Consider the following 16,980-nt stretch of genomic DNA (forward strand, 5'->3'; position numbering starts at 1 on the left):
TATATCTCTAACCTTTTGCCGCTAGTTTATATTTAGAAGCATTTTCATCACTAATATGAATAGAAATTTGTTCTGAGCCATCAGTTTCAAATCTTTGAGTTAAACCTTGGGCATTAGTTCGCCCCTTTTGCCGGCTACCATTCATTCTAAATGCAATATACTCTACATTTTTCGCTGGCTTTCCATCTAAATCAGTAATTTCAAAAGTCAAATAATAAGGTTTATTTTCCTGCTTTTTAGGAGGAGTAACTTGTTCTCCCCCCATAAATAAATGCTGCCCTGCTTTCACCTCAAGCTTACCGCCCGTAACAGGAAAAATACCTGAACCATTCAACTTAACTTGAGATCCATTTGCAATCAGATTAATTTCAGTTGGACTAGTAATAAAAACCGTGTCTTCGGTTGAAGTAATCTGTACGCCTTTTCGAGCAATGACATCTAAGCCATCACCTTGAGCCTGAATTTCTACTTTGCCTTGGCCAGCAAAAAGTCGAGCACCTTCCTGAGCGGCAAATAGACTAATGTTTTGGCTCGCATGACTCACTATATTCTTTTGCGTACTAATATTAATGCTATCTCCAGCACTTTGAGTAAGCTGACCATTTGCACTGAGGTGTATATCTTCATTACTACTTACAGCAATACTTTTTGGAGATGCCAGCAGCATCACTGCTGATTGAAACTCAGCAGCTTTTTTAGGATCTTCTTGTTTGAGGACTTCTAAGAACGTCTGAATATTCTCAAGCATATCTAAGGGGTCAGTTTGCTGATTTTTAGCTACTTCACTAAGTGCCTTGGCATTGTTGAGGCCGCCTTCGATTTGCTGTTTAGCCTCAGCTGCCTCTAGGTGTACACCTTGAGCTTGGTCCTGTTTATGTGTACTAATGAGTAAGCCGCTGCCTGCTCTGACTGCCCCCCACTGGTCTGTTCGTAGCTCGAAACCTTCACCTCGACCTTCACCCTCTGCCTTGTCTTTTGGATGGCTTAAGTTACCCAAGTTTAGCTGACTTACAGCATGGCTACTTTGTAGCTGGGCACTGATCTGGCCTGTAGTGTCATCAAAACGTAGCTGGTTAAATCCTTTGCCATCAACTTCTTCAGAGCGAATGCCGCTCAGTTTTTTGGTATCAGGTAACTGGCCTTTCTGATCGAACTGAGTTGGATGTCGTTCAGCTTCGTGAATGCGTCCGACTACAAATGGGCGGTCAATGTTGCCGTCAAAGAAATCGATCACCACGATCTCACCTACGCGAGGTAAGAAGCGTGCACCATAACCTGCACCTGCCCATGGGGTCAATACATCGACCCAAGCAGAGTCGGTGTCATTGTCGTTACTTCCTGCTCCACCATCATGGCTATGGTCATCAGCTCGGGTAAATAGGAAACGGACTTTAATACGTCCCCATTGGTCAACATGGATACTTTCACCTTCTAGCCCCACTACTCTAGCGCGCTGTGGGTGAGCAGCTGGTCGGTGTTCTAGCGGGTTATATTCAGGCACCGCTTTAATATTTCTACGCGACAAGATGAGTTCATTACCCTGACGCTCGGTTTGGTCATTTGGCCCTGATTGATTGTTTTGCCATTGGCTTTGACTAAAAAGTTGATTGATTTGCTGTTGCAAATCCTTGGGCAAATTATTTTGCAGATAGAAGCTTTTCCCAATAATCAGAAATTCTTTGTCTGATCCGTTATGCGTATCTATTTCTGGATGTTCATTCAATTCAAACCAATAGCCAACTTGCGCATCACGTACCGTGGTTTGTGCATGAAAGTATTTTGATTGAAATGCATAATAATCAGATAGATTTTGATTGAGTTTTTCTAGCTGCTGGTGACCCGATGCGGTAGCTTGATCTTCACCTTTTAAGTCTTGCATCCAAGCAGGACTAAGGTGCCATGCCTGTTCTAGACTTAAACTCGCATTATCCTGATTAACACTATGACTATGCTTTGACTGAACACTTCCCATGCCTTCTTCTTGACTTAAAACATCAGCCTGCCAGCGTTGCACATGCACGGCTGTAGCTTGTAAGCTTCGAGTTGGCACAAGACTCGTCATACTATCTTGTTGTTCAACTGCACTACTGCGGTGATAACGGATATTTCTTCGGTCTAATGCTAAATATGATTCATTATTATCAATTAAACGTAGTTTTTGTGGTTGAATCTCATCCGAGCTATCAGCGACCCAAAGCTGAGCTTCATCAACCAACCAGTTAATGCCTTCACTACGCCAAAGTCGAGTTAAAAACTCATAATCTGTTTCATTACTTTGCATGACAAAAGGTCGAACATCGTAGTCTTGGCTTAGGTTTTTTAAATCTAAAGTTAAACCAGAAGCAAACAACGGGCTTTTGTTTTGCCATTCTGTAAATAGAATTTCAGTAATGTCCCGTACACTCTTATTCATAAACACACGACTATTGCGGCGTTTATGCCATAGTGCGGTTGGATCTTGCAATCTCAGTTTATACAATGTTAATGAACCATCACTCTGCCCCTGACTGGCTTCTGTAATAATTCCTGTAGTTCTAAATAGCTGCCCCTGATCAGTGACTTGATCGACTGCAACCTGACAACCAATAAATTGTTTTAATGAAATATGGGCATTGGTAGAAAGACAAAATAAATCGGCAGTCAGTCCTTCATTTAGCTGATGCTGTCCTTCAATACTTTGTAAAAAGACTTGAGTATTCAACGATGGATTAGAAAACTGAACATGAAGCACGCGCTTTTGCGAGCTGATACCCAAATCTTCTAGAATTCTATGTATATGAGATAACATCTTTTTTATGAAAACTTTGTCAGGATTGGCATTATTTTATAAAATACAGAAACATCTGTCTATTTTGTAAAGGAAAACTTAACCATATGAATACAAGAATGGATGATGATAATGAACGTAATAAAGATATAAAGTGAAATAAAAACTTACGCTATTAATTCACTTTTAAAAATTGTTAATATTTTAGTATTCTAAGAAATTCATTTTTAATTTAAATTTATTAATAGCATCCACAAATTTTTGACTTACTACATAGATATAAGGTTTATCCGTATCTCTAGCAATAAAACAGTCATCTGTTACAAGATCTTTTTTTATGAAGTCATACTCATCTAATAAATTGTTTTTTCTCTTAATATACATAGCATAAATATCTACCTCTTCATTCCTCACAGAGCACTTATAGAAATCACAATCATCTTCAAGAATTTCTTTCACTTCATTAAAAAATCTTTTTGAAAATAGTAAAATTCCAGAAGATGAATAATAAAAATCAGTTTCTAACATCTCATTTAATCGATCAGAAAAAATATTACCACAATCTAAACTTATTCTAGGATTTTTTAAAAACTTATCACTTAAATCAAATTTAAAATAATCAACAATAATTTCTTGCTTCCCTTTCAAGTCAAAAGAAAAATATCTATCAATATATTCAGACGGATAAATTGTATAAAAATTCACAGACCAACCTTTAAAACATCTTATTTCAAAGTAGTACTTCTAAACAAACATCTAGAAATACTACTTATTTTTGAATATTACTTACACTTTAACCATAAAAAAATTCTATAAAATACTCTACATCTAACAATACTTTTTCATTTATAAGAATTTTCTTTAACTCTTCTAAAAAACCTATTTTATACCCTCCATTTTCACCTCTAGGGTTAGAGTCATATAGGTCAATAATTAAATTCTGCACAATATTAATTTGTGAAAAAAAATCAAATAAATTTTTAGCAATGATATGTAATTCATCGCCTGAAATACATGCCCCTATCTCGCCACTATTATGATTTATGTATACGATATTTACATCATGTTGCGTTAAGAATACTGTAGCACTTTCCCCCTCGAATATATCTTCAAACATATATTGAATATTATCTAACGAATCTTTTCCTAAAAAATCATTTATATTCCCTCCTAAATCAATATTAAAATCATTTTCAGGAATACAACTTAAATAGCTTTTAAACAGATCATCATTAACAGAATTAACCTGATTAATAAGGAATCTTTCACCATAAATTATTTCATTACATTCATCAACTTTCTTTAATAAATCATTAAAATTCATGATACCTATCCTAATATTAGATACTACAACCTTTATTAAACTGATTAATCATTGCTTGTCTATCAATCAATCTTCCTCTGGAGACATTAGTCGTACTTCCTCGATGACCTTGCTTTGAATGAAAATGCTCATTATATGCATTAGGCATAGGACTACTATTTGGATGTTTAGGGTTTTCCAAGAAAACAATATTCCGCGGATCTCCTTTCCAACTTTCGCCTAATGCTCCATTATTTTTAACACTGTTAATGTGATGACCAGTATAGCCAAGATTTGACATAACAGATGAGAGCTGACCTTTACCACTACCACTTGGCGTTCTAAGAATCGTATCCAGTTCAGCTTGACTCCAATCCCTAGTACCTGTTCCAGTTGTTTGTATTAGCTGCTTCTCAAGAGACCAAGCTCTATCAATAGCATCTTGTCGACTTCCAGCTTGAGGTGTTACCTTATCTGGCTTATATCTAACTAGACTACATGGTGCTAATCCATATGGATCGATCCATTGTACGGGGTTCGCAGTATAAGCATAAACATTAAACCCACCCAATAATCCAATCGGGTCTTTACTAATAAATCGACCTACATACGGCGAATAATAACGATAACGGTTGTAATGAAGTCCTGTTTCCTCATCAAAATATTGACCTTGGAAACGGATATTATTGCTAATAATTTCTGACTTTTCAAAGAAATCTGAGTTAGCCTGTTCTAGCTTACATTCACCCCAAGCTTTATATTGAGCTTTCCAGACAATGGCGCCTGTCAGGTTACTCATTTCTTGCGGTGTACCTAAATGGTCACAGTGATAGAACCATACATCATCAAAACCTTGACTTTGTTTTACTGTATTCCAAAGAGGGGCTTTATAAATGCTATATGTTTTTTCTGTCCAGTCTTGGGTTTGATGTAGTTCAATTGAGTGATGATACGCCGCTTGCAACAAAGGCACGAAACTATCTTTTTCGTAGAAATAGTGTTTAGTTATATCAGCGCTAGATTCATAAGCTAAAGTATCACCATCCCAACCATAAATAATGTTCTGCTCTTGTCCAGTATGGTGATGTTTACTTCTTTTTTGAATACGTCGACCTAAAGCATCGTAACGATAATCCACCGTGTATTGATTATTTCGGCTACGAATAAGACGTCCCAATACATCCCACTCAAGATTTAAATCACCTTGTGATGACTTTTGTCGAATCAATTGCCCAAAAGCATCATATTGATATTGTTGGTCAAGATATTCTTGTACGACGTTATTGACTAAACGGTTATAGCTATAACCTTTTTCACTAGAAATGTGCTGTGCGGATTGATCTTTGGTACTGTTATATCGATCTAAAATATTACTTGCCGGGTCAAAATTAAAAGTCTCTTTCCCAAGTTTACTGGTCGCTTCTAATAAACGCCCAACAGGATCATATTTATAATGAATAGCCCCACGGCGAGTATCCTTAATGAGCGTTAACTCACCTGTTTTATCGTAGTGATATAAGCGTTCAATCAATTGGTTGGTATGCTGGATGGCATTATTTTTAGTTTGGGCCTGATAGCCTTTATCATGCCCATTCAACATTAATTGCTGAGTTAAGCGCCCGACTTCATCATAACGTTGTTGTTGGCTAAGTCCATTTGCATAGTGTCGTAATGTCTCTCTATGTAAATCATCACGTTCAAAGCTAACAACATCTTCACCATTTAAAGCTACGCCATAGACATGTCCACTTCCATAAGTGAGCCAATCTATTTTCTGTCCATCTGGTCGGATGGTTGTAGCTCAATTATTTAATTCATCATAAACATGATTCCAGAAATGAAAAAGCCTATCAGTTAGATAGGCCCTATATTAAAAGATCAAAAAATAAATATTATTAATTTTCTAGATCTAAATACCAAATGGTTTCGCCCCAAGAGTTATCTTTAATTTCTGGCATAATTTCGCCCTGATTAAAATGACGCTTTTGCATGTCATTCGCTGGACTATACCATTCACCAGACTGTGGACAAGGTTGACCAGCTTCACAACGTAAACGGTTAGCTTCTCCATCTATATTTCCATGTTCACCTAGAACCGTATACTGGCTTCGAGCATAATCCACTAAGTCTTTTGGATAGTATGGTTTATCACGATAACTACTGTCATCTATTCGTAAAATAACTGTAATTGCTGCTGCCTCTAATGACCAATAACCTGGAAACTGACTACTTTTATGACGATCATGATAGGGTTCTCTTTTACTTGCGCCATACCACTCATCCATGTAAGCTGACATCAGAGCTGGACGGTCAGCTTCATCCGCCGTAAATACTTTATCAAGCTTTCTATATGGAAGTTGTCTTAAATAGACTTCCGAGATTTCCCGATCTGGTAACCATGGAGAAACTAGTTTATCCAGTAAGGCATCTTGCTCATCATTTTCATAAGCCAGAAGTTCCATAATTATTTTTAAATGCTCAGGTTGAGCAAATAAAATAGAGAAACAAACTAACTGTAAAGCTTCCCAATATTCACTTGTAATTAATTCTAAGTGCGGTACTAAGTGTCCATCACATTCTGAACTTTGATGAAAATCCAAATGGTAAAATTCTGCTTTTTTAAGTGCATAAATAACATTAGGAAAATATTCAGCTAGTTTCTTTACAGAAACACCTGCAGAATAACTAAAGAATATAAGCTCTAAAGAAGCTTCAAAAAAATGATTAGATGATAAGTAAATTGCACCTTTAGGTTTATCTTTTAAAAACTCCTTATCATTTAGCCTTTCACCTATTGTTTGGACTGACTCTAAAGCTTGAGATACCGTATATTCGTAATCTTTATATTTTTGATATGGCTCTCGTCTTAATGACTCCCAATCACCTTTGTTCAATAACTCCATTAACTAACTCTCTATTCAACTAAAATATTATCTGGCAGAACAACTAAGGGCATCTGAATATTATGAACTTTTCCTTTAGAACGATCATGCTGCTCATATTGCTTACCAGTAACCATATAAATTTCACGGTTATATATCGTAGGGTATGAAAAATTACGCTGAGCAATTATAATATTTGTGGATATAGTATTTTTATGAGTTATAGAAATAGACATATCTTCTCTTAAGGAAGCTCCTATCCATTTATGACTCATCTGACGACCTTTAGACTTAGTTCCACTTAACCCAGCTTTTCCTTGACTGCCCGTTAGAGCCCCTTCATTTTTTATAGAAGTTTCTGCACTAGTCGATCTTTTACCTAACCCTGACTGTTCATTGTATTCGGTCTTTTCATCAAAAATTTTACCAATCTCACTCCGATTACCTTCAATGGCTTTAGCATCAGAATCTGCCATTCCCGCTAAAAAAGCAAAATGACCAAAAATACTTCCCTTTGTTTCACCAACCAAATATTTACGACCTTTATGACTTCCAAACCACAAATGATCTATACCAGTTTGGTTAATATCTTGTTTACGTATCCGGTCACCCACTGCATTACGCTTTAAACGATCATGTTCTTCTATTAAACGTCCATTATCATTAATTTTACGTAAACCCTTTCGTCTTTCTTTTGAATAATAATCCACAATATGCTCAGCAGGCACCCCTGTAGACCAACGCTTTTTTTTCGATTGCCTAATTTCTTGACTACGCTTTGTTTTATTAACAGCAGAACTCTGAACAGTCGGAGCTTTGTCTTTTACTTGCTGCTGTGCTCCACCTCGTTGATGATTTGAAGGTTGTTGAGATGAGTTTTTTCCTTTGCCAGCAACTGTCGTCTGTCTAGGCGGAACTTGACGTGTGGTCTTAGCTGCTGCTGTACTCGGTAATGGGGGATGCATATTCAACATTTGATTAACTGTTTTTTGAATTTCTGCAAACGCAGAATTCATATATTTTGGAGCATCTTTTTTTACTTGTTGAAGCATACGAATTACTTCGTTTACTTTGGGTCTACCCATTACTTGTTTTGCCAACCAAGAATCCAGAACATCTACAAATTCATCAATCATTTTATTGAGTAAAGAAAGGCATTTGTTTTTAAGTTGATTCCAATCCATTTCTTTTAATGCTTTTTTAGGATCTATCTTGGCATATTTACGCATAGCATCAAATACACGCTCTGCATTTGCACCACTTCTTGCAAGCTTAAACCCTGCTTTGAATGCATCTCCAAATCCAGGAATACATCCAATTAAAGTTATGACTAAATCTACCCATCCCATTATATTAGCCGGATTTGTGGCTACTAAGATAATCCCCTTAATTAAATCACGTAAATCAAATAATTGTCCTACAACCGGAACACATCCTAAAATTGCTGTAACAATAATTTGACTAGGCCCCGTACCGCTCCCATCTAGTAAGCCTAAAAACCACTTCCCCACATCATCATCTGCTTTTTTTAACTGCTGAGGTGTTACTCTTTGTGTTACAGGTTGTTTAGTTGCTTTTGCTGGTACAGAAGGTAAAATCGCCATTAAATATCACCTTCTTGATAACTACGCTCGGATTCAGCTTCATCACCTGTTAAATCTTGCGAATGCATTTCTTTATATGGTTTTGTCTCAGGTGTAATTTCATTTTCTAAAATATAATCATCATAGTAGTCATGTATAATTTCGCAGCTATTTTGCATTTCTTCAATTTCATCATCAAAAAAATTATCTTTTAGATAAGTATTGTATGTATCAGAAAATGTTGCCCTCGCAGATAACATATCTTCTTCAGTACGTATTTTTTGCTCAGCAATAGGATTTTTCAAAAGATCTATAAAATGTTCAGGTTTAACTCTAATATCTTCACCATATAAAACTTTGGCTTTCTTACCTAACTCGATATTGTCAATTTTAGCGTAACCATTTGCATCCAACATACCTTTTTTACTGGTCCCATCTTCAAATAAAAGTTCATATGTTGCTTGTTTTACAGGAGATAAATCTTCATAAACATAATTAAGCTCTATTGAACCCGTATTTTTTTCTACTGCTGGCAAAGCAGGCAAAGTAGCAGATGCACTCCCTCCCCCCATAAACAAATGCTGCCCAGCCTTTACCTCAAACTTACCACCCGTAACTGGAAAAATTCCCGAGCCATTAATCTTGATTTGAGATCCACCCGCCGTAATAACGATTTCTTTAGAAGCACTAATTTCAATTTTGTCTTCTGTTGAAATCACCTGAACAGCTTTACGGGCAATTAAATCTGCTCCGTCACCTTGTGCTTGTATCTCGACTTTACCTTTGCCTGCATAAAGTCTTGCACCTTCTTGAGCTGCAAAAAGGCTAATTTTATTTTGGGCATGTGCAATCAGGTTTTTTTGAGTAGACAGGTTAATGCTATCACCAGCAGTTTGACTTAACTGACCATCTGCGCTGAGGTGAATGTCCTCGTTACTGACTAGAGCAATACTGTTGGGTGCAGTTAATATCATCAAGGCTTGCTTAAAAGCGGCAGCTTTGTCTTGATCTTTTTCTTCAATTTGTTCTATGAATGTTTTTAAGCTCTCAAGAACTTCCAATGGATCAGTTTGCTGATTTTTAGCAACTTCACTGAGTGCCTTGGCATTGTTCAGACCGCCTTCTATTTGTTGTTTGGCCTCGCTTGCATCAAGATGTACGCCTTGAGCTTGATCCTGCTTGTGGGTACTAACGAGTAAGCCACTGCCAGCTCGAACCGCACCCCATTGGTCTGTTCTAAGTTCAAAACCTTCACCTCGGCCTTCACTTTCAGCCTTGTCTTTTGGATGGCTTAAGTTACCGAGGTTTAATTGGCTTGCGGCATGGCTGCTTTGTAGCTGGGCACTGATTTGCCCTGTGGTGTCATCAAAACGGAGTTGGTTAAAGCCCTTACCGTCGACTTCTTCTGAGCGGATACCGCTGAGCTTTTTAGTGTCAGGTAGTTGGCCTTTCTGATCGAACTGGGTTGGGTGACGTTCAGCTTCGTGTATGCGTCCCACCACAAATGGACGGTCAATATTGCCGTCAAAGAAGTCGATCACAACGATTTCACCAACACGTGGCAAGAAGCGTGCGCCATAACCTGCACCGGCCCATGGGGTGAGTACATCGACCCAAGCCGAGTCGGTGTCATTGTCGTTACTTCCAGCTCCACCATCATGGCTATGGTCGTCGGCTCGGGTAAACAAGAAACGGACTTTAATGCGTCCCCACTGATCGACATGAATGCTTTCGCCTTCCAGTCCCACCACTCTAGCGCGCTGCGGGTAAGCTGCTGGTCGGTGCTCTAACGGGTTATATTCAGGCACAGCTTTTATGTTGCGTCGAACCACGTTCAGCTCAGCATAGTGGCGCTGCTCTGGGTTTTGGCTATCGAGTTGAGCTGCCTTGAGCTTGTCTTTTGGCAACAGACGCTCAAGTTGCTGTTGTAATTCTTTTGGTAAATTATTCTGGTTATAGTAGTGCTTGCTTAAGATTAAGAATTCTTTATCGGCACTTTCATGTTGGTCGAGTTCAGGATGCTCATTGAGTTCAAACCAGTAACCGACCTGTGCATCACGGACGTTACCTGAAATAGTAAACTGTTTAGAACTCAGGTGATGGTAAGCATTGATGTGCTGGTTAAACTGTTCAATCTGGCTATTGCCTGAAGCTGTAGCTTGGTCTTCGCCTTTTAGGTCTTGCATCCAAGCTGGGCTAACATGCCATGCATCTTCAAGGTTTAGGCTGGCATTGTCATAGTGTTCACTGTGCTGCTGCTTACCTTGTACGCTGCCACTGCCTTCTTCTTGTTGTAGGACATCGGCTTGCCAGCGTTGTACATGAACAGAGGTTGGTTGTAAGCGGCGCTCTGCCTTGACTTGAGTAATGGTATCAAACTGTTCTGTCGCACTGCTGCGTTGGTAACGTAGACTACGACGGTCAAGCGCCTGATAGTTTTGGTTATCATCAATTAAACGTAATACTTGTGGCTGAATGGAAGCATTCGGGTCAGCGACAAAAAGCTGTGACTCATCGACCAACCAGTTGATGCCTTCGCTACGCCACAAACGGGTTAAAAAGTCATAATCGCTTTCGTTTGACTGCATCACAAATGGACGCACATCATAGTCTTTGGTTAATCCTGCTGTATCAAGCGTTAAGCTTGAGGCAAATAACGGGCTTTTCCCTTGCCATTCTTTAAACAGAATTTCGCTAATATCCCGCACGCTTTTGTTCATAAACACACGGCTATTACGGCGTTTATGCCAGAGTGCAGTTGAATCTTTTAAGCTTAAGTTATAAATGGTAAGTGAACCGTCGCTTTGACCTTGGCTCGCTTCGGTAATAATGCCTGTGGTTCTAAAAAACTGGCCTGTATCGGTCACCTGATCGACGGCAACCTGACAGCCAATAAATTGTTTTAATGCAATATGCGCGTTTGTCGATAGACACAGTAATTCAGCAACGCTGCCCTGATTAAGCGTATGTTCGCCCTCGATGCGTTGCAAGAAGACTTGATTGTTTAATGATGCGTTGGAAAATTGCACATGAAGAACGCGGTTCTGTGCGACCAACCCTAAACTATCTAAAATTTGAAATATTTTATGGGACATCATTATTATAAAAACTGAGTCATAATCATCGATATTTTATAAAAAACAGACAGAATTGTCTATTTATATAAAATAGCTTATCTTCCCTTAACTTACATACTTTTTAGTTTATTTAAAAGAAAGATAAGGTTTTAAAGGAGAAAACCCATGTCTAAACAAATGGATCAAGCCATTCAAAGTGTCATTGACCTACATATTTTAATAGAAAATGTATTTACAGGAAAAAATGCAGAGCAAAGTCTGAGCCCGCTTTTAGATAGCTTTGATCAAAATTTTAAGATGGTCACCGTTCAAGGGCACAGCATTGGTTTCGCAGAAGTGAATAGTTTATTTAGTCAGAATATCGGAAAAAAAACCTTCTTTAAAAATCAACATTATTAAGAATACAGCTTTATACGAATTTGAAAATTATTGTTGGGTGCAATATCAGGAACATCAGCAAACTGATGAAACCGAGACAGTGCGTACCTCTACGGCCTGCATTAAAGTAGAAGATAAAAAATGTTATTGGGTGTATTTACATGAAACTTTTGTTCCCTCGTCTTAAGTCATGTAGAGCACCTTAAAGATGGCACCTATTTTGCTTAACAATATTACGTTTCATGAAAATCGTAATACTGATCAAAATGGGGAGCTCTCGATATGGGTTATGTTGCAAAGGAATTTACGCGAAAGAACAAGCTGATTCTCAGTATTTGTTCTTTCGTGATTCCAATATGTCTTTGGTGCGCAATCAGTTACTTACCTTTTGTTTGGCATCCTCAAGTACAAATCACGAGTTCGGGAAGTGTTTCTTACTTACAAGTAGGAAGTCGCATTGATAAAAATGTGTTCTATCTCGAAGCACAAAATGCAGTCAATCGAAATTCTGCACCACCACAAGGTATTTTGGTCAATCCGATTTATTTACCTGCTCCTCATGAAGTCGCTAAGGCTTTGGTCACCGCATTTACCACACCACCAGAACAACCTGATTCACCGTGGTTTCATCAAAGTTTATGGCACAGTATTAAACTGGTTTTTTCAGCCTTTTTTATCTCTTCCTTGATTGGGATTCCACTGGGTATTTTGTGTGGTTTTTCTAAGCGGATATCCCTGTTAACAGAACCGTTTGTCGAGTTTTTCCGTTACTTACCCGCACCTGCATTTGGTGCGCTTGCAGTGGCAATTTTAGGGATTAATGACGCACCTAAAATTGCCATTATTGTGATTGGTACGCTCTTTCAGCAAATTCTCATTATTGCCAATACTACACGAATGGTTGATCGAAGCTTAATTGAAGCTGGCTATACGCTTGGCACCAATAAGCTCAAAAGTTTATTTCACGTGGTGATTCCTGCGGCCTTACCTGATATTTACCGCGACTTACGTGTGCTATTGGGCTGGGCATGGACCTATTTAATTGTTTCAGAGCTGATTGGTACGACCTCGGGTATTACATGGTTTATTACCCAACAGGCACGCTATCAAAACTTTGACAATGTCTATGCAGCTATTTTGATTATTGGTGTGATTGGTCTGGTCTGTGATTGGTTATTAATGAAGTTAGGTGAGCGGATGTTCACTTGGAAAGTAGGAGCAAAATAATGAACGATTCAACATTTAACGCGCATGAATACTTTCAAAAAATTTATGAACGTCCTGTGATTTTAGAAGCTAAACAACTGAGCCAAGTCTTTAAGCATGGTCACAGCGAACGCACTGTTTTAAATAAGCTCGATTTAAAAATTCACAAAAGAGAATTTATTTGTGTGATTGGCCCTTCTGGCTGCGGTAAGTCAACACTGAGCCGTGTTATCGCAGGTTTAGACCCATACCATAGTGGAGAAGTTTTAGTAGACGGCGAATGCATTACGGGTCCATGCCCTGAACGCGGCATGGTATTTCAGGGCTATACCCTTTTCCCTTGGAAAACTGTAAAAGAAAATGTGATGTTTGGTCCGCAAATGCGTGGGGCTAGCCAAATGACAGCCGAAGCTCAAGCACGCGAATGGATCAATATTATTGGTTTAGAAAAATATGAAAATCAGTATCCACACCAACTTTCTGGTGGCATGAAACAGCGCGTTGCGATTGCTAGAGCTTTGGTTAATCAACCTAAGATCTTACTCATGGATGAGCCTTTTGGTGCGCTCGACCCGCACACCCGTCAAAAAATGCAAAAGCACTTAATGGATTTATGGCAAAATATTGATATCACGATTATTTTTGTGACCCATGACATGGATGAAGCTATTTTACTGGCAGATCGAATTGTGGCACTTAAAGCCAACCCCGGTGAAATTAAGGAAATTATTGAAGTTAATTTACCCCGCCCACGCTCACTCGATTTAATGAGTACACCTGAGTTCAAACAGCTCCGTTCACGGGTTGATTATCTGGTACATGCTGAAGAAGATGAGCTTGACCCTGCGTTGCAAGACTTACCAAAAATACCGCGTATGACTCAAGTCAGTACAGAAAAATAAATCAGACACAAAAAAGCCCAAGTTCAACTTGGGCTTTTTGCTTTATGGAGCTTATTTGAGTTGTTCTATGAGTGTCGGATAAATCAGCCCATCTACATTTTGTTCAGTTTTATAAATACCATTTTCGACATTAAATTTATTGACGTGATAGCTAGAGCCATAAATTGAGTCAAAGCCTTGAGATTTAGCAAATACTTTTTTATTGGCACTGATATCTAATAAATGCGTACCGCTGACCATCAACTCATATTGCTTTGGATCAACCCCTGAACGGTTTGCCATGATTTTAACCGCATCGGCATGAGTTGCAGGGTCATTAATATATTTAACGGTTTTATCCCACACTTGAATGATTTTTTTCCATTCCTCTTGATGAGCAGTTAAGTGGCTCATGTTGACTGTTAAGGTGTCGTAAATTAAACCCGGCTTGTCTTTAGAGGTATAGATAATTTTAGAGCCTGCCACTGCTTTTAACGCCTGACCTGCAACAGGTTGCCAAACAGCAATCGCAGAAATATCGGGGCTATTAAACACTTGAGGTAATTGGTTCGTCGCTGAATTTACCAACGTTACCTCATTCGCTTTAATGTTATGGTCAGTTAAAGCAGTTGCCAATAAAAGATGATCAACCAAGCCTTTTTCGACGCCGATTGATTTTCCTTTTAAGTCTTGAATGGTGTTAATACCCTCTTTTGCAATAATGACATCATTGCCCGCAGAATAATCTGTTGCCATGATCATCATGCCTTGAGTACCACCCGAAGCAGTTACCAAGTTATCGCCATTGGTGACCAACACAGCATCGAGCTGATTTGCCGAAAAAGCTGAAAGAGAAGCCGAATAATCAAACCATTTAAACTCTACATTTAGCCCTGCTTCTTTTAACCAGCCTTTCTCAATAGCCACTTGCCAAGCCACCCAGCCTGGCCAATCGCTATATCCAATGGTAATTGGTTTTGTATTTGTGGATGCCTGAGTGTCTTGTTTAGCCTCAGGCACTTTAGCGGTATTGTCACACCCACCCAATACAACTGCCGATAAAATAGATACGGATAACAACGCTTTTTTAATCATATAGAAAATTCCCCAACATTTTTACTAACAACACTTTGAGCGGTTTGATTGAGTGACTGTATATAGGCTCGCCAGCCTCCAAAATGGCTAATATCGGTTGCATCTTGAATGGCATACGCTTCGCAAATAAAGCCTTTGACCCATGTTCCATCTTTTAGTTTCAGGTTCCCAATACCAAGTGGTGCAGGCACTTCAGCCACAATAGCTCCAAAATTTGCTAGAGGAACATCCCACACTTCGACGTCAATTGACGTACCTGTCGCGTCGCATTGCAGCCCCGGTTTTGGTGGTGTGGTATTTTTTAAGGCAAAGAGTTTATAAGTGTCTGCTGTCTGGGTTTTCTTAAAGAAAGTGGCATTGCGACTAGTGAGCTGAAAATTAAGCGGCATGCCTGTTAAGTGCGCTCCCACCACAGCTAGCTGCACTGAATGATTCGACTGGATGTTTATACTTTTTTGATAATGTTGAGTTGATTTACCTAAACTCAGCGATGTTTCGGCTTGCCAAAGCTGCGCAAAATTGGCGAGTGCCTGATCGTGCCAAGCTGGTGCAATAAAGGTTACGCCGTTTGGTAGGCCGTCTTCACGGAGTACATTTGGTAAAGCTAAAGCCGAAAGATCGGCAAAATTGACAAAGTTGGTATAAGCCCCCATGTGTGCGTTTTTAGTCAACAGGTCGGCTTCAACTTCGGCAATGGTGTAAATGGTTGGCGCTGTCGGAACCATCAAGGCATCAAAAGGTTGTAATGCCAAATTAATTTTTCGAGCAAGCACGGCGCGGTTATATTCGGCTTGAAGTGCATCTGTTGCCTTGAATTTATCTGCCTGCACAATAATCTGGGCAATGACTGGATGAGCCTTTTCACGTGTTGTCATGCGTTCAACAGCGACAGTTCTTTCTGCCACCCATGCATCGTTATACAGTGCGGCAGCAAGCTCATTAAACGCGCTGAAATCAATACTCTCAACTTCATAGCCCAGTTTTTTTACGCGCTCGACTGCAACTAAAAAAGCTTTTTCAGATTCAAGATCGCCATAAAACTCAAGCTGAGCTGGAATAGCTATTTTTCGTTTAGAAAACTGAGTCGGTACATTGGCTGGATGTACTCGTGAATATTCATCTGTTTCATCATAGCCCTGCATTAAATTCGCAATGGTCCACGCATCATCAATATGTAGCGCAAAAATAGAAATGACATCAATAGTTCGACAGGCTGGAATTAAACCTGTGGTAGAAAACCAGCCCTTTGTCGGCTTAAGGCCTACAATATTGTTATGGCCCGCAGGAACACGCCCTGACCCCGCCGTGTCTGTCCCCAAACTAAAAGGCACAATACCATTGGCAACCACCACTGACGAACCAGAGCTTGACCCACCGCTAATATATTCAGGGTTAAAACTATTTTTTACTGCACCATAAGGTGAACGAACACCAACCAGTCCCGTTGCAAACTGATCGAGGTTAGTTTTACCAACCACAATCGCCCCTGCTTTTTTCAGTTTGGCAATTACGGCAGCATCTTGGGTCGCTAAATATTGAGCTTCTTTACAGGCAGCAGTGGTGTGAAAGCCAGCGACATCAATGTTGTCTTTAACTGCAAATGGCACACCGTATAGAGGTAGGTCAGCAATATTTTGGTCTTTTAAAACATCAATTTGCGATTGGATCTGCTCGTTCGATGCAATTTCGATCCATGCGTGGTCATCATTTTTAATTTCTGCAACATAGCTAATCAGATCTGCAAGATAGATTTGCCCGTTTTGATATGCTGTTTTCCAGTCTTGAATTGTCCATAAATTTTTCAACAC

The 16,980-nt window shown here is 39.1% G+C and carries 9 protein-coding genes and 3 pseudogenes; 3 read left to right on the forward strand and 9 right to left on the reverse strand.

All coding sequences use genetic code 11. The features are described from left to right. Window positions 1–7: 7 nt before the first annotated feature. From ACYU0V_RS11210 to ACYU0V_RS11240, 7 genes and pseudogenes are all read right to left on the reverse strand, one after another. A complete protein-coding gene (locus ACYU0V_RS11210) occupies window positions 8–2,788 on the reverse strand; it encodes a type VI secretion system Vgr family protein (protein WP_461847478.1) in 2,781 nt (926 codons plus the stop codon). A gap of 345 nt (window positions 2,789–3,133) precedes the next feature. Beyond that, window positions 3,134–3,472 (reverse strand): annotated as a pseudogene (locus ACYU0V_RS11215) (hypothetical protein); the annotation flags it as partial. A gap of 88 nt (window positions 3,473–3,560) precedes the next feature. After that, window positions 3,561–4,091, reverse strand: a complete 531-nt coding sequence (locus ACYU0V_RS11220) for a hypothetical protein (RefSeq protein ID WP_032034488.1) — start codon at window positions 4,089–4,091, stop codon at window positions 3,561–3,563. Window positions 4,092–4,107: 16 nt separating this feature from the next. Further along, a pseudogene (locus ACYU0V_RS11225) lies at window positions 4,108–5,904 on the reverse strand (RHS repeat-associated core domain-containing protein); the annotation flags it as partial. A gap of 61 nt (window positions 5,905–5,965) precedes the next feature. Continuing rightward, on the reverse strand, window positions 5,966–6,973 hold the full coding sequence (locus ACYU0V_RS11230; protein ID WP_461847481.1) for a PoNe immunity protein domain-containing protein: 1,008 nt from the start codon (window positions 6,971–6,973) through the stop codon (window positions 5,966–5,968). 11 nt (window positions 6,974–6,984) lie between these two features. Further along, window positions 6,985–8,556: a hypothetical protein gene (locus ACYU0V_RS11235; protein ID WP_347745948.1), complete on the reverse strand. Its 1,572-nt coding sequence runs from the start codon at window positions 8,554–8,556 to the stop codon at window positions 6,985–6,987. After that, on the reverse strand, window positions 8,556–11,633 hold the full coding sequence (locus ACYU0V_RS11240) for a DUF2345 domain-containing protein (protein WP_461847482.1): 3,078 nt from the start codon (window positions 11,631–11,633) through the stop codon (window positions 8,556–8,558). The genes ACYU0V_RS11235 and ACYU0V_RS11240 overlap by 1 nt, the downstream gene beginning before the upstream one ends. A gap of 144 nt (window positions 11,634–11,777) precedes the next feature. Between ACYU0V_RS11240 and ACYU0V_RS11245 the strand changes: the two are divergent. From ACYU0V_RS11245 to ACYU0V_RS11255, 3 genes and pseudogenes are all read left to right on the forward strand, one after another. Beyond that, a pseudogene (locus ACYU0V_RS11245) lies at window positions 11,778–12,177 on the forward strand (hypothetical protein). Window positions 12,178–12,272: 95 nt separating this feature from the next. Next, the gene (locus tag ACYU0V_RS11250; protein ID WP_009389057.1) at window positions 12,273–13,217 is read left to right on the forward strand and encodes an ABC transporter permease; all 945 of its coding nucleotides are present in this window, start codon (window positions 12,273–12,275) and stop codon (window positions 13,215–13,217) included. After that, the gene (locus ACYU0V_RS11255) at window positions 13,217–14,098 is read left to right on the forward strand and encodes an ABC transporter ATP-binding protein (RefSeq protein ID WP_032070481.1); all 882 of its coding nucleotides are present in this window, start codon (window positions 13,217–13,219) and stop codon (window positions 14,096–14,098) included. Before ACYU0V_RS11250 ends, ACYU0V_RS11255 begins: the two co-directional genes overlap by 1 nt. Window positions 14,099–14,149: 51 nt before the next feature. On the opposite strand, the gene ACYU0V_RS11260 is transcribed toward ACYU0V_RS11255, so the two are convergent. After that, the gene (locus ACYU0V_RS11260) at window positions 14,150–15,172 is read right to left on the reverse strand and encodes an ABC transporter substrate-binding protein (protein WP_262441307.1); all 1,023 of its coding nucleotides are present in this window, start codon (window positions 15,170–15,172) and stop codon (window positions 14,150–14,152) included. Beyond that, complete coding sequence (gene atzF / locus ACYU0V_RS11265; RefSeq protein WP_461847483.1) at window positions 15,169–16,980, reverse strand: allophanate hydrolase; 1,812 nt, start codon at window positions 16,978–16,980, stop codon at window positions 15,169–15,171. Before atzF ends, ACYU0V_RS11260 begins: the two co-directional genes overlap by 4 nt.

The sequence above is a fragment of the Acinetobacter sp. X9 genome (genome assembly GCF_054889255.1).

Coding starts and splice junctions, on each gene's coding strand:
- ACYU0V_RS11250 (WP_009389057.1), top strand. CDS start 12,273: ATGGGTTATGTTGCAAAGGAATTTACGCGAAAGAACAAGCTGATTCTC.
- ACYU0V_RS11235 (WP_347745948.1), bottom strand. CDS start 8,556: ATGGCGATTTTACCTTCTGTACCAGCAAAAGCAACTAAACAACCTGTA.
- ACYU0V_RS11230 (WP_461847481.1), bottom strand. CDS start 6,973: ATGGAGTTATTGAACAAAGGTGATTGGGAGTCATTAAGACGAGAGCCA.
- ACYU0V_RS11220 (WP_032034488.1), bottom strand. CDS start 4,091: ATGAATTTTAATGATTTATTAAAGAAAGTTGATGAATGTAATGAAATA.
- ACYU0V_RS11260 (WP_262441307.1), bottom strand. CDS start 15,172: ATGATTAAAAAAGCGTTGTTATCCGTATCTATTTTATCGGCAGTTGTA.
- ACYU0V_RS11255 (WP_032070481.1), top strand. CDS start 13,217: ATGAACGATTCAACATTTAACGCGCATGAATACTTTCAAAAAATTTAT.
- ACYU0V_RS11210 (WP_461847478.1), bottom strand. CDS start 2,788: ATGTTATCTCATATACATAGAATTCTAGAAGATTTGGGTATCAGCTCG.
- ACYU0V_RS11240 (WP_461847482.1), bottom strand. CDS start 11,633: ATGATGTCCCATAAAATATTTCAAATTTTAGATAGTTTAGGGTTGGTC.